This is a genomic window from uncultured Treponema sp. (assembly GCF_946187725.1).
Lineage (GTDB): Bacteria > Spirochaetota > Spirochaetia > Treponematales > Treponemataceae > Treponema_D.
On the sequence record NZ_CAMHSK010000010.1, the window covers coordinates 1 to 22154 of the forward strand.

Sequence of the window (22154 nt, forward strand, 5' to 3'; positions counted from 1 at the left end):
CCTTTTCCGCAGGTTTTATGCCCCGTCCGACAGGATTCTCCCGCGAAGGCTCCCGACCCCTGCAGCATGATATGTACCGCGGGCGGGGCGTGACCGCCAGGCCATGGAGTGCCGCCGAAGGCGTTCCGGAGCAGGCCAAAGGCCGCGCAGGAATGAGCGCCAGCGAAGCACGGAACGGCGGCAGTAAGGAAAATTCGCGCCTAAAATTAAATGGTCTTTTTTACAATATAGCCCGCATATCCGTTTAGACGGAGACGCTCTTCTGTTGCCCGCAAATCCTCGTCCGGGATTCGTTTTAGCACGACACGGACTACGCGCTCGGTCTTCTGAAAATAAACATTTTTAAAACCGCTTTTCAGAAGATTCTGCGCGAGTCTGGAAGCATTTTCTTGATTTGAAAACGAGGCAATCTGCACATCCCAGAGTTCATGCGGGTCATCGCTTTTTTTGACAGTTTTATTTGGGGAGAGGATTTCTATTTTGACATTTGCTGTACCGGTCTTTATCATTCCGAGTTTTTGAGCGGCTGCCTTTGACACATCAATTTCACGATCTTTGACAAACGGCCCCCTGTCATTTACGCGCACATCTACATTTTTTCCATTGGCAAGATTTGTTACGCGAAGAACTGTGCCAAAAGGAAGAGTTTTATGCGCGCAAGTCATAGCATTCATGTTGAAGATTTCTCCGTTAGCGGTTTTTCTTCCGTGATATTTTTCTGCATAGTAAGAAGCTTTTGCATTTTCTTTATAGACTGATGAAAATGCAAAAGACGACAATGAGAATAGAAACAGCGTTAATAAAATTTTTGCTTTCATATTGTGATTATCGGCTGTTTTTGGATGGATTTTTTGACAGGAAATAAAAAAACACCGCCTGAAAAGCGGTGCCAGAAAAGTCGGGTAGACTGGATTCGAACCAGCGACCCCTACGTCCCGAACGTAGTGCGCTACCAGCTGCGCTACTACCCGAAAAAAAATAAAACCCGCTTAAAAAAGCGGGCAATAAACGGGAGCGAAGGGGCTCGAACCCTCGATCTCCGGCGTGACAGGCCAGCGCGATAACCAGCTTCGCTACGCCCCCAGTTGATGTTTGATAATATAGCAAAAAGACATAATCTCTGTCAATACTATGATTCTCGATTTTCGTTATTTTTTAGGAAAATCAACCACGCGGCGCCTTTGCCGGATCAATCGGCTGTCCGTTTTGGAAGACCATGAGAGAGATTTGTGACTTGCCTGTATAAGTGTCAATTCCTGCCGTTCCGATTTCAGAACTGTAGTTTATGTAATCACCTTTTGAGACATCGATTGAACCTAAGCCAGTGTATGCGTAAATATGCCCGGTTTTGCTCTGAATGAAGACGACATTTCCAAAACCTCGGTAAGAACCTGAGAACATAACCGTACCTGCACGAATGGCCTTTACTTCTTCATCTTTTTTCGCGGCCATGCTTACGCCGCCGACTTTTCCGTTTATGTAGACGATATTTTCAGTTTTTACCGGCCAGACAAGCGATGAATCGGCCTTTTTGCTTGAATAATTGTGAGGATCGTTTTTTGCAAGTTCTGGCACTTTGGCTGAAGAACTTGTTTTTGCGGCTTCCGATGAAGATTTTTCTGCCGAGCCAGATTTTGTGCTTGTAACTTCAGTTGAGGCAGGAATTTTTGCAGACGCGCCAGGAACTTTGATTTTCTGACCGACCTTTAACGCGGCTTCGCTTCCAACTCCGTTCAGTTTCTGCAAATCTGCGACCGAAATTCCATATTTTTTTGAAATTCCAAACCAAGTTTCGCCTTTTTGAACGGTATAAGTTCCGTCTGACAGAGCATTTTCCTTTGTTTGAGGGGTTGAAGCCTTTGCTGTTCCCGCAGATGATGCCGCCGTTTTTGTAGTGTTTGAACTTGCGGTTGCAGCTTGTGCGGTCTGAGTACCAGCAGCAGGAGCCTGAACGACGTTTTTTGCCGTCTGAGCAGATGTTTTTGACTGGTCAGGGATTTTTATCTTCTGGCCGATTTTGATACCTGCATCTGAAAGTCCGTTTGCTTCTTGAATCGTGCTTACTGAAACCCCGTAAGTTTTACTGATTGAATACAGAGTTTCGCCTTTCTGAACTTCATGTGTTGTATCAGAATACAAATGAGAGACGGCCGAACAAATTAAAATAAAAAATGCGACTTTAAAAACCGGAAATTTCATATCTTTGACATTTTCGGCAAGAAAAGAGAAAGATTTAAGTAAATTATGGGGGATTTTAAGGGGTAGTGGAAAAGCTAAGCTTTGAAACGAGGGATGTCTAAGAAGAAGTTTTTGCGGTGGTTGAGCCTGTTGAAACCACCACATATAGTATGAATGGTCATTTCGACAAGCTCAATGACCGTAACCACTGAACTTATCAGTCATCCCCTTTAATTTCTAACTGCTAATTGCTAATTGCTAATTGCTTAATCTTCCATGATTGACCAGAAAAGCTGCATTGCGTCAATTCCGTTGATTTTAACCCCTGAAAGATAGCTTTTGAGAATGTTGTCGCGACCACTTGTAAGCTGCTTGCTTGTGATTCCGTATTTTATCGAACTGTCAGCTTCAATAAATGCACTCAAATGGTCTGCCAGGCGGACAAGCTTTCCATCGACAGGAGAATAAACATCAGAGTTATAATTTTCGCGAAGTTCTTCCCATGTGACGGTCTGTGCGCTATGCCGGCCATCAAGTTCAGGAACAAGGATTCGATTCTGGAATTCATCGTTCGTAAAGTAAAGAATTTCGTCAACATAAAAATCTTCCATTAGCGGAACAAGCTCGGAATGAACGATGTCATCTTCAATATTTTTTACGATTCCAGGAAGTTCGTTTGTCGCCTGTTTTACAGGAGAAATTATGTCTCTTGTAACCGATTCAGGCAAATCATGGAAAAGCGCACTGAAAAAATCATTAAAAAGCCGCTTTTTGCATGGAGAATCACCGTTGTCACGGAGCAAAAGCAATGTTGCGACTGCTACAAAAAAACAATGTCCGAGAACGCTTGTCTGTGGAACGCGCGGAGTCTGATTCCATCGGGTCTGAAAACGAAGCTGCTCGGTCTTCATTATGAAATGAAAAGGTTTTTTGCGCTCCAAAAGCATTTTAACGCCTTTTAAATCGGCAAATCGCTTTAAATTTTCGCTCAGTTCCGTGTGAATTTTTTCTGTCCGCTCGATTTCATTGACTTTTTCAATCATTTCAAGCTCACGGAGAGAAGAAAATTTGTGCGCGGCTTCCAGAACACGCTCCGTCAGGGTAAATTCAGTGCGCTCAAGATTCGAATCCTGTTCCAGATATAAAGAAAAACGCTCCAGCAATTCATCATCGGAAATGATATCGCTGTATTTTGAGAAAACCCACTCATTGAGCTTTTTGTATTCTTCGGGGTACTTTGCCCGAATCATCTGCTGGACAGGCGATTTTATGTCACAGAGAGCGATTTTTCGGAGCAAATCAAACAGGGAAGCATAAATCATCCATTCCCAGTCAATTTCATGCCCTTCCGACTCTTCGTATTTTCCGATTATGTATGCGACAACCATCTTTTCGGCCGCTTTATCCATCTCAACCAAATCAAACGGTCTTACAAGGTCATTCCAGCGCTGAATGGAAAAACCTTCGAAAATTTTGAGAATGAGTTTTTTGTTAAGCATTTTAGTTTGCACGCCCCATTTTATGGTCAGCTTCGAGTTTCTGCTTCCAGACACCGGCCTTTTTCTTGATTTCTTCAGCCTCTTCTGATTCGCCCAAGGCTATGGCCACTCTTCTTCCGGCAGAAAGATAAAGGATGGCAAGACGCATATCATCGATTCGATGGGTTGAAAGTTCGTAACGGTCGCGATAAGCAGTTGCTGACTGATCCAAAAGTTTTCTTATGAGACGAATGTAAAGTACACTGTTGTCATAATCAGGAGAATGAGGATCGAAATAATCTTTTGAAGCCTGTTTTAAATCGAGAAGATTTCGTGCAACAGTCGCGAATCGCCCCTGAACTTCAACAAAAGACCACTTCCATTTTGTATTATCGCCGAATGCATCAATAAGAAGGGAAATAGCAAGGCCAAGCTTACGGATAAGATAAAATCGTTTTTCGAGAGGTGCTGTACCGATTGCGGCAATTTTATCATCAAGCTCTGTCTGAGGCGCATCAACGATATTAGAGACAATTTCTTCAAGATAGATGATTGCCTTGTAAATCATTTTTCGGGCATCATTGAGGGCATCGTTATCCTTTGTGTTCACGAATTTAACGGTAAGGTCGTTGATTGTGATGTAGTATGTTGCGCATCCAATCATTTCGTCACAAAGATTAAGCTTTTTATATGCGGCACCAGCAGGATTGTGTTCGATGGAGGCAAGAACCTTTTTTTCCCGATCAAAAGCCTCTTCTATCATTTTTTTGTAAGGTTCACATTTGATTTCGCAAAGCTCGCGATTTTCTGTAAGAACTTTTGCCATTAGTTTATCCCCCCAAACTTTGACAACATTGAACGGGCATGTTCAAGAGATTGTGAACTTGCCGCATCTCCAGAAAGCATTCTCGCAATCTCGGAGACCCTATCCTCACCTGTGATTTCATGGACACGAGTCTGTGTCGCCCCATTACTCACGCCTTTTTCTATTTTAATTTGATTATCGGCATAAACCGCGATGCTTGCAAGATGCGTAATGCACAAAACCTGACGATTTTTTGCCAAATTCTTGAGATGACTGCCTATTGAAACAGCAACTTCACCACCGATTCCAGTATCAATCTCATCAAAAATCATCGTGCCCACGGTTGAAGTGCCAGATTCATCTGACTGACACAAAATTGTCTTTAGTGACAACATGACTCGGCTTAATTCACCGCCAGAAGCGATTTTTGCAAGCGGCTGCAATGGCTGACCTGGGTTCGCGCTGATAAGGAATTCAATGTCATCGATTCCGTAAGGACCGCATTTTTGCGTAACATCATTTCCTGTTTTTTCGGCAACATTTACACAGAAACGGGTGCCCTTCATGCCAAGTGAAGAAAGAACCTGCACAACGCCCTGGGCCATTTTTTCCGCAGCAGCTTTTCGTGCCTGAGAAATTGATTTTGCCTCAAGGTAGACCTTTTTGCCAAGTTCAGCAATTTCCTTCTCAAGATTCTCTTTTTTGTCTGAAGATGAGTCCAGTTCTTCAAGGCGATTCTGTGCTTTTTCACAATATGAAATGACTTCAGAAAGAGGTGCCGTTACAGAAGAAGCGTATTTCTTTTTAAGATTATAAATTAAAGTCTGTCGCTCCTGAACCTGTGCAAGGCGTTCCGGGTCAAAAACAAGGGATGACGCGTAAGATTTGTACTCTTCGGCAATATCGTTAAGCTCGTAAAATGCGCTGTCAATTCGTTCAGTGAGCTTTTGAAGTGATTTGTCGGAAGAAGATGCAGAATCTGCAAATACACGGATTTTTTTGAGAACGGAAACAACAGCACCGCCCTCGCCGCCTGAAAGAGCCGAATTGATTGCTTCAACATCAGAGTAAAGTTTTTCAAATGAGGAAAGTTTGGTTTCTTCATCATCAAGCTCGACATCTTCATTCGGCTTTAATTTTGCATCGGTGATTTCCTTGACTGCAAAATTGAGAAAATCGATTTTTTGTGCACGATCACGGTCATCAGTGTTAAGTTCGTCCAAAATTTTGCGTTTTGCGACAAGCTCAGAATAAAGAGATGTAAAAGCAGAAACTTTTTCGGTCAGACCAGCATAAGAATCTAGGAATTTACGGTGCTCACTCACTTTCATGAGCGACTGATGTTCATGCTGACCGTGAATATCAATCAAAAATGCGCTGAATTCCGCCAAATCGGCACGAGTTACCGCAGTGCCTCCAATCCAGCTTCCTGATTTTCCGTTTTCGCGTATGACACGGCGAAGCAAGATTCGGTCATCTTCGGCTTCAATTCCATGTAAATTCAGCCATTCGTAAGCATTTAAAGGCTCTTCATCTTCAGAAAGCTCGCGCACTGAAGAAGGAGCACGCCCCAGATAAAAAGTGCCTGAAACTACAGATTCATGCGCTCCAGCGCGAATATGCTCAACGCCGCCCTTTCCACCAAGCAGAAAAGTCAAGGCACCGATTAAAAGGGATTTTCCCGCACCGGTTTCACCAGAAAGAACCGTAAAACCGCCGTTGAATTCAAGAGAAGCACTGTCGATAAGGGCAAAGTCTTTAATTGAAAGATCTTCAAGCATGTTGAGGGCCTCCTGACCAGTTCAATTTTGAGCGGAGTGCATTGTAAAATTTTTCTTTTGTGCAGCCAATCAGTTTCGCCTTTGCATCAATTTGTTTGATTTTAATTACATCACCGACATGCAAATCAACTGGAATCTGACCGTCCACACTAATTACGACATCAGAAATACGAGAAGGCAAAATTTCGATTTCAAGCTGCCCTTCAGGACTTAAAACAATCGGGCGACTCGAAAGCGAAAAAGCATTCATCAAAGTTAAAACCATAGCATCAAGCCCAGGATCAATTATTGGACCGCCCGCACTCGCTGAATAGGCGGTTGACCCTGTAGCCGTTGAAACAATCATGCCGTCAGCCTTTATTTCACCTAGCGGCACATTATCATATAAAACATTGAACGAAATCGTGTGCGCAGCAGTTTTTCCGCAGATTACAATGTCGTTTAATCCTGTTGCACTCAAACGACGCTTTTCATTGCAATATAAATCTGCCTGAAGCATACTTCGCTCATCAATCACTGATTTGTCGGCAAGAAAATCATCAAGTTCTTTTTTCCACTCATTTCGCTGAACACTCGCAATAAATCCGAAAGAACCAAAATTTATCGGAAAAATCGGGATTCCCAAAGGAGCACAACCGCGGGCCGCAAAAAGAACTGTACCGTCACCACCCATCGTAATAACAAAATCATAGCCGTAAAAAGGATATTGCTCAGAAAAACCGTTAAACAAAAAGATGTCAGTGCAAATTCCAAGCTTTTCAAGATACTGGAGGATTTCATTTCCGAGAGACTTTGATTCTTCTTTAAAACTGTTTACGACGATTAGTGACTTTTTTACTTTCATAGATTTTCGTTACGGCAATGTTCCCAGAACCTTGGCTATTTTGGTTGCAGATTCTGAACCAAGACGCGGATACAAAGGAAAAAGCACACAGCGGAGATACAGTGACTTAGCATGTATGAACTTAGACTGCTCTTCGTCTGCAAGAACGGCAATTACAGAATTTTCGTATGCCGGCCTGATTTCAATTTCCTTTCGTGAAGAATATTGTTTTGCATCCTTAAAACTTCCAGAAAGTACAACCGGAAATGACCAAATTGTCGAACCTTCTTCTGCTTCACGCACAAAAGTTTTGTTTTTACCGCTCATGAGCGATTTTTGGAAAATAGCAAACAAGGCTTTTCGAGCCTGTTCATTGCGGGCAAATTCTTTCATCTGAATGAAGCCCAATGCACTGTTCATATCCGGGAGAATATCAGTTTCAGGAGCATTATCGGTGAATTTTTTGAGGACAATCCATTCACGGCGTTTGGGAGAAATGAGAACGGCTCCACCGCCAGCCGTGATTGTATCATTTGCTTCGAGGCCAAGAATTGAATAGAGACCTGCCATCCCCGCCTTTTTGGGAGCATTTTCTTTATTATCTGGAGTTTCGCTGCCTTCTGCAGGAGCCGCTGGATAAACCGCTCCAACCGAATGAGAAATATCTTCGATTACAGGAATACCAAAAGCCAGGAAATCTTCGATTTTTGGCAGAATTCCCATTGTTTCATGCAAAAGAAGCAAACGGCCGCCGTTTTTAATTCCTTCTTCAACGGATTCTGGAGAAATAAGCCCGTCTTCTTCACGAACATCAAGAACGAGCGGGTTGAGACCAAGATTTTTGACTGCGGTATAGTGCCAGCTTGGAGCCAGGGCAGAAATCATTACAGATTCTCCCGGCTGCAAGTCCAATGCCTTGACTACATAAGAAAAAGCAATTGCGGGACTTCTGAATGCAACCGCGCCGTCACAGCCAGTAAATTCCTTTACCGTCTGGATAAGTTTTGCGTTCAACTCACCGGGACCGAGTTTTTCATCGACCATGCAAGTTAAAACCGCATCCATTTCTTTTCTGCGGATAGTAGAACTAAATGTCTGAATCATTTGTTATTGTTATTCCCCGTCTGAACCGGCATCGCCCGGATCAATAATCTTCTGAAGTTCCTTTGCGTTGAACAGTCGTCTCATATCAAGCATGATGAGATATTTATCGTCCTGACGGATAACACCGTGAATATATTCAGTACCGATTCCGCTAATCATCTGAGGCGGATCTTTGATGTCGGCAGTATTGATTGCTACGACTCGCGCGATTCGGTCAATGATAATGCCGATTCTGTTATTCTCAATGTTGAGAATGATGAATCCGCCTTCAAATTCCTCATCACCTTCAGGAACTGCAAGTTTTTGAATCTGGAAACGCTTGTGCAGATTGATTACAGGAATAATCTCGCTTCGGAGATTGAAAATTCCCTCTACATAGAACGGAGCGTTAGGAATCGGACGAACTTTCGTAACTTTTACGATTTCCTTTACATCCATGATGTCTACACCGTAGATTTCTCCGCCGAGCTGGAATGTAACCAATTGAATTTGAGTATTTTCTGCCATATTTTCCCCCTAGAAGATCCTAGATGTTATATATTTCAGTCATGCGCCACACGAATGTGGCATTTTGCAAGAATGAACTTTCTGTTCCCCTTACTCACCAAGCAATTTTTTAGCTTCAAGGAATTCTGAAATTCCGACCGCGACCTTTTTTGCCTCACGCATCGCAAGAACGACCGTTGCTGGTTTATGAACAACATCGCCGCCAGCAAAAACTCCGCGCCGGGTTGTCATGCCATACGGCTTCTGCTTTGTGATGACAAAACCGCCTTCATCAGCATCGATTCCTTCGGTTGTGCTGATGATTCTTGCAGCCGGACGAGAACCGATTGCAATAAGGATTTTATTTGCCGGCAAAATGACTTCTCCTTCTGGAGTCTGGCATTTGAGACCGGTAACTACACCGTTTTCACCGACAAATTCAAGAGGTGCGTGTTCCCATTTGAATTCGATTCCGTCACTGATTGCGCCATCATATTCGGCTTTTGCCGCGCGCATGAATTCGGCAGTCTTTCGATATGCGACAGTTACCTTTTTAGCCTTCATGCGAATTGCAGTGCGGCAGGCATCCATAGCGACATTTCCCGCACCAATTACGATTACTTCATCACCTTCATCGATTGGAACTTCTGACTTTTCGACATTGCCATCCTGATAGAGACGAACCATGCGCAAAAGGTAATTTGACTGAATTATGCCTTTGAGATCCTTGCCTGGAATATCAAGATCTTTTGAAAGGGCTGTACCGGTTCCGATGAAAACAGCATCAAATCCGTTTTCGAAAAGCTCATCAATTGTGATGTCGATTCCAATCATTGTATTTGTAACAAACTGAACGCCCAAATCAGCAATTTTTTTGGTAGTACTACGAACTACATCTTTTGGCAGACGGAATTCAGGAATTCCGTAGAGAAGAACTCCGCCCGGCTCACTTTCGCCCTCATAAACAACGACTTCGTAACCTTTGCGAGCCAAATCACCTGCAACAGTAAGACCTGCAGGGCCGGAACCGATTACAGCTACTTTTCCACCGATTTTTTCGATTTTCTTTTCACGGTTGAGGTTCATCTCGGTGTCAAAATCAGCGATAAAACGCTCAATCATGCCGATTTTGATGCCTTTTCCGGCTTTTGCAAGCACGCAATGACCTTCACATTGATTTTCATGAGGACAAACACGACCACAAATGGCTGGAAGATTGCTTCGCTGTGCGATTATGCTTCTGGCAGTACCAAAATCCCCCAAAGAAACAGCATGATTAAAAGCAGGGATGTCATTTTCGATTGGACAACCAGTACGACACAACGGCTTAGGACAATTCAAACAACGGCGTGCTTCGGAAATCGCTTCCTGAATTGTATAGCCTTTTATTTCTTCTTCCATAATATTTTGTACCTCATAAAAAAAAATTTTAGCATTTATAGTATAACGATAGATTTATTAAAATGCAAATCAATTAAATGAAATCTTAATTTTTGCAATCAGTCCACAGAAAATAAAGTTATGGAAAAGACCCGCTTAACGCCGAATTTCTTCAATTCCCTGGCACAAGCCTCAAGGGTTGAGCCAGTTGTCATGACATCATCGGCAAGCACCAGAGTTTCAGGTACATTACTGATTAATCGCCGTAATTTCCGCTCGTTTTTCAACCGATACGATGAAGAAATTCCTTCGATTCTCTGCACACGGTCAAGTTTTTTCTGTTGAACACGGCTCAATCGCTCCAAAAGACGCAGAATTCTCACATTCCAGCCTTTTTCGAGGTAAAAGCACAGTTCTTCAATCTGATCCCAACCTTTTTCCCGGATTTTTCCAGAACGAGGCGGAACAGGCACTACGCAAAGAGGTTCGCCGAGTTCTTCTTCAAGGGCCTTCAGTTTTCTAAATAAAAGAGCGGCAAAATACGCCGAAAGATTCCGTTTACCTTCCATCTTCCAGGCAAAAAGCAAAGCCTTTTTCCATAACTGATAACTGTGAAGGGTAAAAGCACAATCAATACTCTGAAGAGGCTGATTTTCGCGGCAATGCATGCAGATTCCACTCTCACTGATTAGAGCACGGCCGCAGTGGGAGCAAACTTCTCTTTCTCTGGAGGAAAAAAGTTCAGAAAGACAGTTTCTGCACAATGGAATACGGAGCGTGCGCCTTGAACAGCAAAGACATTTTTCACCGCCAAGCACAAGCGAAACCAGATTCTGCACGAATGAAATCGCAGCAAAATACAATGCGAAAAATCGGTTCTCAAAAACGATAGATGTTCTTTTCCCTTTCATCACTATATTATTTGAAAAGAAAATCACATTTCGGCAATCTGAATCGATAATTTTTTGTTATATTTGCAAAATTCTACAGATTCTTCGCTTTTATCGTCCGCTAAGAGATTTTTTCCATCTTGCGACCAAATCAAGAGCCTGTCTTGGGGTCATATCATCTGGATCACAGCTTAAAATCTCATCAAGAACAAGTTCTTCGTCAGTGAATAATCCCGGCAAGGTAGTTGATTTTTCAAGCGGAGTTTCTGTTGCAGTCTGAACCGTATTCAGATTCTGCACATTCGTTCCACTTTCAAAAGATTCAGAATCCGAATGAAGGGCAGCAAGGATTTCATTTGCACGACGAATTACGCTGGAAGGAACACCCGCCAGAGAAGCGACATGGATTCCGTATGAATTTTCGCTCGCACCCTCTTTAATCTTTCTGAGGAAGGTAATTTTATCGCTTTCTTCGCTCACATCCATGCACAAAAGTTTCAGTGCAGGATGATTCAATCGCGTAAGTTCATGATAATGCGTGGCAAAAAGAGTCTTGCACTTCAATGCATTCAAAAGATACTCGGAAACCGCCCATGCTATTGAAAGACCATCCTCCGTAGAAGTACCGCGTCCAACTTCATCCATAATGACAAGTGATTTTTCGGTCGCAGTACGCAGGATGTAGGCAGTCTCTGTCATTTCTACAAGAAAAGTTGATTCACCACGAGCAAGATTGTCGCTCGCACCAACACGACAGAAAATGCGGTCAACGATTCCAATATGAGCTTCGCTAGCGGGCACAAATGAACCAGTCTGCGCAAGAAGTGCAATCAACGCATTCTGGCGCAAATAAGTTGATTTACCAGCCATATTCGGACCAGTAATCAAGGCAAAATACGATTTCTGACTGTCCTTTTCTGCCGAAATATCAATGTCATTAGGAACGAATTCGCCGCCCGGAAGATGAAGTTCAACAACCGGATGACGGCCAGCCTTAACAGAAAAATGCCTTGAATTATCAACGAGAGGCTTTACCCAGCCATGCAAAATAGCCGCAAACGCAAATGCACTCGTGACATCAGCATAAGCGATTTCCTTTGCCGTCTGAAGCAGATAATTTGTATATTCAGCGATTTTTGAACGCACTTCAAGAAAAAGCGCCTTTTCGGTTTCGACGATTTTTAGTTCAGCGTCATTGATTTGCCTTTCAATCTGCTGGAGCCGCTCTGTAGTGTAACGATCTGCATTTGTAAGGGAACGACGAAGCATAAAATGACTCGGAACTGAATCGGCCTTTCCCCTTGTGATTTCAATGTAATAGCCAGTGAGATTATTGCTTCGAATTCTGAGGTTCATGATTCCAGAATTGTTTTTTTCTTCTTCAGCATAATCTTCAAGGATTTTGTTCACATTGTCATGAATTCTGCGGTACTCATCCAGTTCAGTTGACCAGCCTTCTTTGATAATCCGGCCTTCTCCCAAAGCCGTTGCAGGATCATCAAGAATGGAATTTCTGATTAAAGATGCGATTTCTTCAGCAATTGATTTTTCTGTCTTTGCAAAAGCAAAGGAATCAAGCTGTTTTCTTACTTCAAGCCATGCTTCAAGACTCGTACGCAATGCCTGCAAATCCTTGGCATGAGCGCGTTCCATCGCAATTCGTCCGGCAAGGCGTTCAATATCGAGAATATCAGCAAAAACTTCATGGACATATTCAAGAAGATTCCGATTTTTTACAAAAAGCTCAACATGATTCTGGCGTGAAAGGATTTCATCACAATTTGTAAGCGGATACAAAAGCCATGAACGCAAAAGCCTTTTTCCCATCGCGGTCTGTGTATGCGACACACATTCAAGCAGAGAAAACTGACTGGTCCCATCACGGAGATTCTGTACGATTTCGAGATTTCGGCGGGAAGAATCGTCCATTATGACAAACTGACTGTCACGATAAATTTTTATGCCTGTGACATGAGGTGCGTCGGTCGTTGCAGTCTTTTTGAGATAATCGAGCAAAAATCCTGCCGGGGCAACTTCCGGTGATTTTTCGTCAAGGGAAAACGACTGGAGATTCGCTGTCTTAAATTGTACAATAAGTCGCTTATAAGAAAGATTTTGGTCAAAATTCCAGTCAGGATAAAAAGATACGGCGATTCCCTCATATTGAAGGAGTGCGTTCTGAACGATTTCATTGTTTTCAAGGCTCTGAGGCAAAAGCAATTCCCTCGGATGACAGCGGCCAAGTTCTTTCGTGAAATTTTCGGCCATATCGCTCTCGTACCAGCTTGTCGCAAAAAAATCAGAAGTCGTTACATCGATATAGGCAAATCCGCATCTTCCCTTTTGAACGCAAACACAGGCAAGAAAGTTGTTCGCACCGCCGTCAAGATATTCGCTTTCGATTGCAGTTCCAGGAGTGATTACTTCGATTACCTTTCGCTCGGTTAGAGTTTTTCCGTTTGGCTCACCGACCTGCTCGCAGATGGCAATTCTTTTTCCACATCGTAAAAGCCGTGCAATATAGATTTTTGCCGCATGAAAAGGAATTCCACACATTGGTTCAGAACCACGATGCGTGAGAGTAAGATTTAAAAGTCTTGAAACCTCAATTGCATCCTGACCGAGCATTTCATAAAAATCTCCCAAACGAAAAAAGAGCACTTCATTCTTGTGCTGCTCTTTAATTGAGAGATATTGAATCATCATTGGGGTAAGTTCGGTAGATTCCGAACGGCTTTGAACCGAACCGGCAACAATCGCATCTTTTGAGCGGGGCATAACTTAAAGTCCCAGCTCGGAAATTACTTTTTCAGTGACATCAACTGATGAACTGTACCAAAGAATCGCGTTATCCTGCTGTAGTGAGAGAATCATGCTGTAGCCTTCGTTTTCCGCAACTCTTTCAAGCACTGAATAGAGTTTTTTATAGAACGAATCAGAGTTCTGAAGATTTCGTTTCATGGATTCAAGTTCGACATTTTTTGCATTTGTGTATTCGGTAAGTGCGTCCGTTTTTTTTATGATGTCAGCATCGATTTTTGAAGCAGAACTTTCATTATCGGAAGCCGTAAAATCAGCCTTCTGCTGTTTGAGCTTTTGAATTTCCTCGGTCTTTTTTGCAATTTCCTTCTGGAATTCGGCTTTTTTTGACTCATAATTACGCACTGGTGCAGAATTTCGGAAATAAGCCTGATAAACCTTTGCAGTGTCTACAACACCGAAGCGAGTAATCTGCTGTGCAAACACGCCTGATGTTAAAACAAGCGAAAAAAGAGCAAAAATCGAAAGTTTTTTGATATTCATGATGACCTCGTTTGTAGAGATGCCCGAAAACTGCGGCCGCCCTGCGACTGACATTTTCCGAACAGGTCTATTTATTCGTAATATTGAATGAAAGAACAAATTTCCAGTTTTTATCCCAGTGCCACTTTCCATCACCGACACCGTAATTGTCGGCTGAATCAAGTGAACCGAACTTACCTGTATTTGCAAACAGGAGACGCAACGGGAACTGCGGAATCGTGAAGCGAAGTCCTGGTCCGCAGCTAACAAAGAAGTCTTCTTTTGTCAAACTCTTGAGCATATCCGGCTCTTCCTTGATGACGGCCGCATCACCAAAGAAATCAACCGCAAGAACACCTGGAATGAGCGGAATTCTGAGCTCAAGAATGTTGCTCCACATGGCTTTTCCACGAACCTTGTTATAAATAGTTGTCCAGCCTCGTGCGTTAAACATACCATCGATGTAAAGACGACTTGAGTCTCCGATACCTGTTCCAGGTCTTGGGAATTGCATTGAAAGTCCAGAATAACCCATAAGAACAAGCTTGAAATCCCAGTTTTCTCCGACAGGAAGTTTGAAGAGCGTAAAATACTTTTCGAGTTTAGTATCTGTTCTCAAGAAATATTCTGTTTCAACAGGAGTAAGTCCGTACCATGTGAGTCTCTGGCTTGCGAACCAGCCCTTTGAAGGATCATAATTAATGTCCCGGTCATCAATAGAAACAGCAGTCCAGACAGAGTTCTGCCATCCCCAGCGATTGGCGTATTCGCTGATTGAAGCATCAACTGGGCTCCAGACATTTTCGTCATAAGTGTTGTTCTTTAAGCTGCCAGTAACGCCGCCAGTCCATGAAATGATTGCAAAATCAGGAGTCCATCTTCGGCCAAGAGAAAAGCCTGAACTCCATTTAAGCTGCTCATAATTCATGTAATAGGTGTCGTCGTCAATAATACCGTTGCGGTTAATTTTATTTCTGAGGGCAGAAAGACTTGAATGAGAAAGCTCAGTACTGATTGAAGTGCTGATTGCCATATCTTTGAGCCAGTTTGTGCCGTAACCAAGGCTGATTGACTGAGTATCCGTTGCGATTGTAGAACTTGCGCTAACAGAACGGCCTGTTCCCTTGATGTTTGAATCCTGCCATTTTACGAAGAGCGCAAAAGGAAGGTCATCCGGGTCAGAAACACCGCTGAAAGTAACACCAAATTCGATTGAAGTTGTAGACTGCTCTTCAACAGACACAATCAAATCAACAAGATTGTCTTCTGAACCAGGAACAACATCCGGAACAACTGCACTAAAATACTGCAGGTTGTAAAGATTTCGCAATCCGGTAGTAACTTTTGCCTTTGAGAAGATGTCGCCGGTTTCAATTGGAATTTCACGGCGGATTACATGTTCTTTTGTCTTTGTGTTGCCTTTGATTATGATGTTTTCGACATGAGAGCGGACATTTTCAACAATCATAAACTGATACGAAATCGTCTTTTTCTCAACATCTTTTTGCGGAACCTGATTGAAACGGTTTGCAGTGTAGCCGTTTTCATAATACAAATCCGCAACAGCCATGAGGCCTTCATTGAACTTTGTCTGATTGAAAATAGCACCTTTCTTGAGCTTAATCTTTGCCTGAAGCTCTTCATCATCAAAGATACGGTTTCCAACAAAACTGATGCCTTCGTAAGTGTATCTTGAACCTTCACTGATTACAAAAGTGATTGTAAGCTCATCGCGGTTCTTTTTTTCATTTACTTCGACAGTCTGAGTGATGTCAACAACATCCGCATCGATGTAGCCTTCATTTGCATAATAAGCAAGAATTGATTGGCGGTCAGCTTCAAGCATAGACTCCTGGAAAGCGCCCTTATTGAGCATTCCGACTTCTTTTAACTTGAGCTTTTTTTTGAGCGTTTTTGGAGAAATCGCCTTTAATCCAGAAAAATTAATGTGTGCAATTACGGTTGAGCGGCCTTCATCAATTGTGAATGTGATTTCGACACCCTTTGAAGTTTCTTTTGTAGAAGAAGTTACCCTTGCATTTGTGAAGCCTTTTTCGAGGTAATGATCACGAATTGACCGTTCATCAACAGAAAGTTTTGAAGGTATGAAAATATCTTTTTCTTTTGAAGTGATTGCTTCTTTGATTTCTGTAGTACGAATCTGTTTGTTACCATTGATGAAAATTCGGGTAACAGCAGGCTTTTCTTTGACCGTGAATGTAATTGTGACAGTGTTGCGCTTCATGTCACCAGGAAGCGCTTCCGGACTGATTTCATCAAACAAATCGAGCGCGTAAATTCGGTCCATCATGTCAGCAAAAAGCTCATCGGAGAATTTTTTGCCATAGAATCCAGAAACAACGCCCTCAACTTCCTTGCTGCTTACACTTTTGAGGCCCTTAAAATTTACTGACTTAATGATTGCACCGTAATACCAGTTGTCACCTGATTCAGAAGAAGTGCTTTCGGTGGAAGAAGCCGAACTCTGTGCGAAAACAGGCACTGCGGCAAAAACACAAAATACAAAGAACAAAGCGGTAAAACGCAGACGGATTGACATAAAATCCCCTCAAATCCATTTTTTTAGAAAGAAAACTTCCATGACAGAGTCATAGATGTAGACGGAACCCAAGTGTTCAAAAGTCCTTTTTGAAGCGAATCGATATCCGGTGCTACTCCGAGACGAATATTCACAAAAGGAGATGACATCTCAAAACCGAATTCTGGCTGAAGAATTACACCATTGACCGATGTGCCGTTGTCGATTCTGTTTTCGTCATAAGACCAATGAAGCATGGAGTCCACATAAATAGAACTGCCGAAGTACTTTCCCATATAAACAGTTGAATTGTCGATAAAGTTACCGATTGAAGGCTGTTTATTGTTTGTGCTGTCGTCCATGCTCAGTTTCAAAGAATTTTGCAGAACATTTGTCCGAATCGAAAATATATCAAAATTCAGCAATTCACGCAATGTATTCTCAACACGACGCATAACCGTAGACTGAATGAAAAAATCACCGCCGGAACCAAGGATGTCAGAGACGCCGCTGGAATCAGCAGAAATGACCTGTCCCAAAAGCTGCATGATTTCACGCTCGGATTTAGCAGGATTTGCTGAGAAGGTCGGGTTGAATGTACTGACCGCCTGATTGGTTGCAGACAATATAATAGAAACCATATTGCCGTTTTCATCCCGTTCACGAGTTTCCGCACGAACAGTTACTTTCGGGTCAATTGAATCCTGAGTTTCATTGAATACGATTCTACCCTCTTTCATATAGAAGTTTCTGTTGAGCCAAACGATTTCACCACCACGAAGGCTGATATCACTCTTGAATTCCAAATCCCCGGTATACGAATCAAAATAGATTGAAAGAGGCGTTCCCGGAGCAACGATTCCTCGAAGGAAAGGATTGAACAGAAGCTGAACTTTCTGACCAACAATGATGTCAAAATCAACATTCAAATTCAAAGAACTCGGATTCTTATTCGGAACCGAATCAAGTATATTATCGAGAGAGAACTGATTTTGCAGCGATGTTGCGACAATCTCAACATCCGTGTCGTCCGCAATGACAAAGCCAGAGACACTGACATCATTCGGAAGAGTATACGCAAGAGAAAGATTTCCACTCGCAAGGCCCTTCGCATGAATGAACGGGAATGACAAATCAAGCGGAACTTTTCTATTATCATCTATATTAATCTTCAATTCCAGAGAATTAGGAACCCATCGGTTAAAATCCATTCTATATTCTACCGTAGCAAGACCTTTTCCGAGCGTTACAAGAGTCGGAGTTACAACAGCCTCGCCCTGCCCTACAGTCATTATAACTTTATCTGCGTGCAGGTAATTCTGCGAAATGAACGGAATGACAAAATTCGGATGCGATACGCTGAACGCTCCCGTGAATTCAGGGTCTGTCGTCGGACCAGAAATTCTCAATGCCCCGGAAAGGAATCCTGAGTTAAAGCTGACAAACGGAATCTCAATTTCAGAACAGATAAAACGCATATCGGCGGCAATTCCCGTCAAATCGAGATTAAGGTTATTCTGCTCAATGCTTCCAGAAAGATTGAACTGGACCGGGCTGCCTTTTCCGGCCGAAGCGAAAATTTTTCCTCCATCAGTGTATGATGCCTTGAATCCGTTCGAAACATCGGTCATTACATCCCAACGACCAGGAGTGTGCATTGCGGTAATATTTAAAGGGAAATCACTCGCAATGAAATCACCTGTAATCTCCTTAGAAGTAAGAGAAACTGAATAATAATCAGGAACAGAGAACTTTTTCTCAGGAGGCGCGCCCTCAATGCTGATTTCAAATGGAGCGTGCAAAGTCTTACTCATCAGCTCGGCATCAACCGTAAGGGAAGATTTACCCTTGAATGTTCCCGGATCAAACGAAGCCTTTGCGTCAGATATTTTGAGGACAGACCAGTCACAATTCAGATTTTCAAAATGAATGCCCGTATCATCCAGGAAGAAAGAGCCGCTTGCCACCATCGGATAACCATAAAGCAAAAGCGAAGAACGATGCAGCATGATTGAAACGAACGGATTTGAAATAGTACCGCTCGCAGTAAAATCAGCAGAAACAGTGTTTTCAGGATTTTGGAACGAAAGCAATCGCGATGCAGGGAAAGATTTCAATTCAGCCTCTACCGAAAGATAAAAATCATTCTTCAGGGCATCAGCCGAAAAAGGAAGCTGATTCGGATTCGTCAAATCAGCGGAAAGCGTAAATTTTTCGGCGGAAATCGGGCTTTCTGCAATCAGAGAAGCATGAACCGAATCCAGAATATTTTCATTAAGATTCCATACGACATTTCCCGTACCGTCAAGCGTAGAAACTGTATCAGAATATGCAAGCGTACTGAGCACAAATCCGTATTTGCTGAGAGAGCCGGAAAGCGCAAGATGCGGGCTGAACTGCAAGTAAGAAGAAGGCTCATCGATTTCAAGACTAACGATATCGGCCTCGAAACCGCTTTCACTGTCAAGTCGAAGAACAGATGAAGTTGAAGCCGAGAAAACATATTTTCCGATGCTGAAAGGAAGCTGACTAAACTGAACCGTCGCACCAATCTGATTATCAATCGAAATAATCGCATCAAAATTATAGTCGCCAGAAACAGCAATCCATTCCGGGCTGAAATTTCCGAAGAAGCGGTATGGTACGGAATTGACCGTCAAATCACTCGTAAACGAGAATTGTCTGAAACTGTCGGCAAATTCAAGCGCGATTTCAGCATGCGCCGCCTGTCGTCCAAAAAGCAAGTCAAACTGGCTTACCTGGAAAGTCTGCTTTGAACCGTCAACCGCAAATCTGACAAGTTCAAGGTCTTTCTCGGTGTTAGCCAAAAGATTGTCCGGAGCATTCAGAGAAAATTCCTTGAAATCGCTGGAAAGATAAGCCTCTGTTTTGAAAATGTAAGGCCGAACATTTTCAGAAATTGAAGCAAAAGTCGCCTTTTTATCTTCGGGCATGAAGAATGCAAGAGTATCAACGATACTGTCTGCAAACACATCAGATACAAGCACGCTCGCCTGAACAAATTTCTCTTTTCCAGTCAAGAAACTTCCGTCAATCCGAACACGGCCAGTTTCTTCATAATCAGGATGAGCGAAATCCAAAAGCTCAAACTGGAAGTCAACGGAATTTTCGCCTGGGAAAAGCGTAAACTGAACACCGGTGAAACTTTTTTCATTCATGAAGATTTGAGGTGCAACGCAGGTAAAGCCGTTATGGTACGGATCAACGAAAATTTCTGTCGAAATAATTCCGCCGTTTTTGAGTGTAAAATAATCGAGCGTAAACAATCCCGAAGGCTGCATTGCCTTTATGTCAAAAGAACCAGAAAAATCAGCATCAATGAACGAACCGTTAGCCGCAAGTTTTGAAATATTGACGATTTCCTTGTCGCCGTCTGCCTTCAAGGTCAAATCGACGCTTTCACCGAGTATTTTTTTCGGAACCGCAAGCTTAATGTCAGTCAGGTAAGTAAAATCATTTTTATCGATTCGAGCCGAAAGAGAACCTGAAATTGTCGTGCCGTCAATTTTATGCAGAGTCGGATTTTTTCTACGGATTGAAACAAGTTTCAGCGGATTGAACCGGTCAAAATCCCCGGAAACAGTAAGGCTTGAATCCGACATATCGTATCGGGCAAAAAGCGAGAACGGAAGAACCGTACGCATTGTTCTGACTTCAAATTTCTCCTCGGAATAATTCAGAAGCATGTCCAGTCGGGAAAGAGTATAATCCGCACCGCTGGCACCAGAAAGACTCAGCAAAGCAGAGCTTCCCTCCATGTCAGGGAAAAGCGTTCCAGAAACCGAAAAATTGCACGCGAACGATGTCCATTTTCCGTCCGTCTTGACGACACCTGTCTTGCAGAAAATTTTTCCGTTAGTGTCGATTCCAACGCCGTCCGAAAAGTTAAAATCCTTGAGTTTCAGCGATTTCAGCGTAACGAGGGCATCATTTTGTTTATCCGAATAATGCAGCGAAAGATTTTTAACATTTATGTCGAGCGGGAGATCAAATTCTTTTTCAGCAAGAGAAAATTTTGAGTCCTTTTCGGCAGTGAGCATATCTTTTTGAAGAATGTCATTGCTTTCCTTTCGTTTTTCAAGAAGATTTTTGATTTTGTCGATGAACTGTGAATTCTGCAGTGCATCAAATTCGACCGTAACACCGCTAAGAGTCAGCTCCTTGAGTGCCACGACAGGATTTTTTGAGAAGAAACCGGCAACATTGTAAGACAGGGAAGCCCGCCTTATTTGCAGGATTTTATTCTTCGTCGAAACTTCATGAACCGAAATATTCTTAAAATTAACACCGACAAAAACCGACGGCGAAAGAGACTCGTAAGAAAGCGAAAGTCCAGTCTCATCTTCGAGTTTTTTAATAAGCGTGTTTTCAAGGTCAGACAAAGCCTCATTCAGACGCAGATACACCGGCCTCACAAGGGCAAGTGATGCAATCAGCAAGAGAATAAAAATTGAACTTCCAAGGCCAACGCCGTAAACCTTTGATTTCATCTGACAACAAAAAAATTCGACAGTTTTACTCTTCGTATATCGGCAAAAATAAGATTCTAATATATAAGAAAATAAAAAGAGCGAAAACAGGATACATAAGAGAATTTAAGACCGGAAAATTGAAAACCGTGCCGATTTGTGTTAATCTTTGGTTCAATCTGGAGTTTTATTATGATTTTGAAAAATTTTATCGTTTTTGAAGGAATTGACGGTGCCGGAACGAGCACGCAAATCAAACTGCTCAAAGAAAGAGAAGATGCCGACAGGTTCTTTTTTACGACAGAGCCAACCGACTCCGAAACAGGCAAATTCTTACGCAAAATGCTCAAAGGTGATGTAGAACTCGATCCACGGACAAGCGCATTTTTATTTGCCGCAGACAGAAACGAACATCTTTACGGAAAAGGCGGCACGAACTGCGGAGTCGTTGAAAAATGCGAAAGCGGTAAAATCGTTGTAAGCGACAGATATTTGTTTTCAAGCCTCACCTATCAGTGCGTAACTTGTGGCGAAGAGTTGCCGCGCAGACTGAACGAAAGTTTTCCTCTCCCGGAGATTTTATTTTTCTTCGACATCGACCCCGAAATTTCACTGAAGCGGGTGATTAGCCGAGGCGCAACAGAGATTTACGAAAAGCTCGACTTCCAGAAAGAAACAGCCGCACGCTACCGAAAAATAATCGACGAATACGAAGCAATGAATACAGGCATGAAAATCATCCGCCTGGACGCAACGCTCCCAATTGAGGAAGTCGCAAAAATTATCAACAAGCATTTAGAAGTGAGAAGTTAGCAAGTAGCAGTGAGCAATGAGAAATTAGCAAGTAGCAGTGAGCAATGAGAAATTAGCAAGTAGCAGTGAGCAATTAGCAATGAGCAATTAGAAACGGAAAATTTT

The 22154-nt window shown here is 42.7% G+C and carries 15 protein-coding genes and 2 tRNA genes; 1 reads left to right on the top strand and 16 read right to left on the bottom strand.

Annotation, left to right across the window (positions count from 1 at the left end; all coding sequences use genetic code 11):
* Positions 1–206: 206 nt before the first annotated feature.
* From Q0Q74_RS05820 to Q0Q74_RS05895, 16 genes are all read right to left on the bottom strand, one after another.
* The gene (locus tag Q0Q74_RS05820; RefSeq protein ID WP_294429322.1) at positions 207–818 is read right to left on the bottom strand and encodes a septal ring lytic transglycosylase RlpA family protein; all 612 of its coding nucleotides are present in this window, start codon (positions 816–818) and stop codon (positions 207–209) included.
* A gap of 80 nt (positions 819–898) precedes the next feature.
* Positions 899–971 (bottom strand) — tRNA-Pro (locus Q0Q74_RS05825).
* Positions 972–1009: 38 nt separating this feature from the next.
* A tRNA-Asp gene (locus Q0Q74_RS05830) sits at positions 1010–1083 on the bottom strand.
* A gap of 81 nt (positions 1084–1164) precedes the next feature.
* Positions 1165–2199: a LysM peptidoglycan-binding domain-containing protein gene (locus Q0Q74_RS05835; protein ID WP_294429323.1), complete on the bottom strand. Its 1035-nt coding sequence runs from the start codon at positions 2197–2199 to the stop codon at positions 1165–1167.
* A gap of 245 nt (positions 2200–2444) precedes the next feature.
* Entirely contained in the window at positions 2445–3677 is a 1233-nt protein-coding gene (locus Q0Q74_RS05840) for an HD domain-containing protein (RefSeq protein ID WP_294429324.1), read from the bottom strand.
* Position 3678: 1 nt separating this feature from the next.
* Positions 3679–4482, bottom strand: coding sequence for a hypothetical protein (locus Q0Q74_RS05845; RefSeq protein WP_294429325.1), 804 nt, complete (start codon positions 4480–4482; stop codon positions 3679–3681).
* Positions 4482–6242 (bottom strand): DNA repair protein RecN, encoded by a 1761-nt coding sequence (recN, locus tag Q0Q74_RS05850; RefSeq protein ID WP_294429326.1) that lies wholly within the window; start codon positions 6240–6242, stop codon positions 4482–4484. Before recN ends, Q0Q74_RS05845 begins: the two co-directional genes overlap by 1 nt.
* Complete coding sequence (locus Q0Q74_RS05855) at positions 6235–7086, bottom strand: NAD(+)/NADH kinase (RefSeq protein ID WP_294429327.1); 852 nt, start codon at positions 7084–7086, stop codon at positions 6235–6237. Before Q0Q74_RS05855 ends, recN begins: the two co-directional genes overlap by 8 nt.
* Before the next feature lie 9 nt (positions 7087–7095).
* Positions 7096–8169: a DegT/DnrJ/EryC1/StrS family aminotransferase gene (locus Q0Q74_RS05860; RefSeq protein ID WP_294429328.1), complete on the bottom strand. Its 1074-nt coding sequence runs from the start codon at positions 8167–8169 to the stop codon at positions 7096–7098.
* A 9-nt stretch (positions 8170–8178) separates the two neighbouring features.
* Entirely contained in the window at positions 8179–8676 is a 498-nt protein-coding gene (locus Q0Q74_RS05865) for a chemotaxis protein CheW (protein WP_294429329.1), read from the bottom strand.
* Between the two features lie 90 nt (positions 8677–8766).
* Positions 8767–10056: an NAD(P)-dependent oxidoreductase gene (locus Q0Q74_RS05870; RefSeq protein ID WP_294429330.1), complete on the bottom strand. Its 1290-nt coding sequence runs from the start codon at positions 10054–10056 to the stop codon at positions 8767–8769.
* A 98-nt stretch (positions 10057–10154) separates the two neighbouring features.
* A complete protein-coding gene (locus Q0Q74_RS05875; protein WP_294429331.1) occupies positions 10155–10946 on the bottom strand; it encodes a ComF family protein in 792 nt (263 codons plus the stop codon).
* 90 nt (positions 10947–11036) lie between these two features.
* Positions 11037–13703, bottom strand: coding sequence for a DNA mismatch repair protein MutS (mutS, locus tag Q0Q74_RS05880; protein WP_294429332.1), 2667 nt, complete (start codon positions 13701–13703; stop codon positions 11037–11039).
* A gap of 3 nt (positions 13704–13706) precedes the next feature.
* Positions 13707–14228, bottom strand: coding sequence for an OmpH family outer membrane protein (locus Q0Q74_RS05885; protein WP_367268328.1), 522 nt, complete (start codon positions 14226–14228; stop codon positions 13707–13709).
* A 67-nt stretch (positions 14229–14295) separates the two neighbouring features.
* Positions 14296–16767 carry an outer membrane protein assembly factor BamA gene (bamA, locus tag Q0Q74_RS05890; RefSeq protein ID WP_294429333.1) on the bottom strand — a complete coding sequence of 824 codons (2472 nt, stop codon included), beginning with the start codon at positions 16765–16767 and terminating at the stop codon, positions 14296–14298.
* Between the two features lie 23 nt (positions 16768–16790).
* Positions 16791–21257 carry a hypothetical protein gene (locus Q0Q74_RS05895; RefSeq protein WP_294429334.1) on the bottom strand — a complete coding sequence of 1489 codons (4467 nt, stop codon included), beginning with the start codon at positions 21255–21257 and terminating at the stop codon, positions 16791–16793.
* Between the two features lie 171 nt (positions 21258–21428).
* Here Q0Q74_RS05895 and tmk point away from each other — a divergent pair, with 171 nt between their 5' ends.
* Positions 21429–22049 (top strand): dTMP kinase, encoded by a 621-nt coding sequence (gene tmk, locus Q0Q74_RS05900; RefSeq protein WP_294429335.1) that lies wholly within the window; start codon positions 21429–21431, stop codon positions 22047–22049.
* Positions 22050–22154 lie beyond the last annotated feature (105 nt).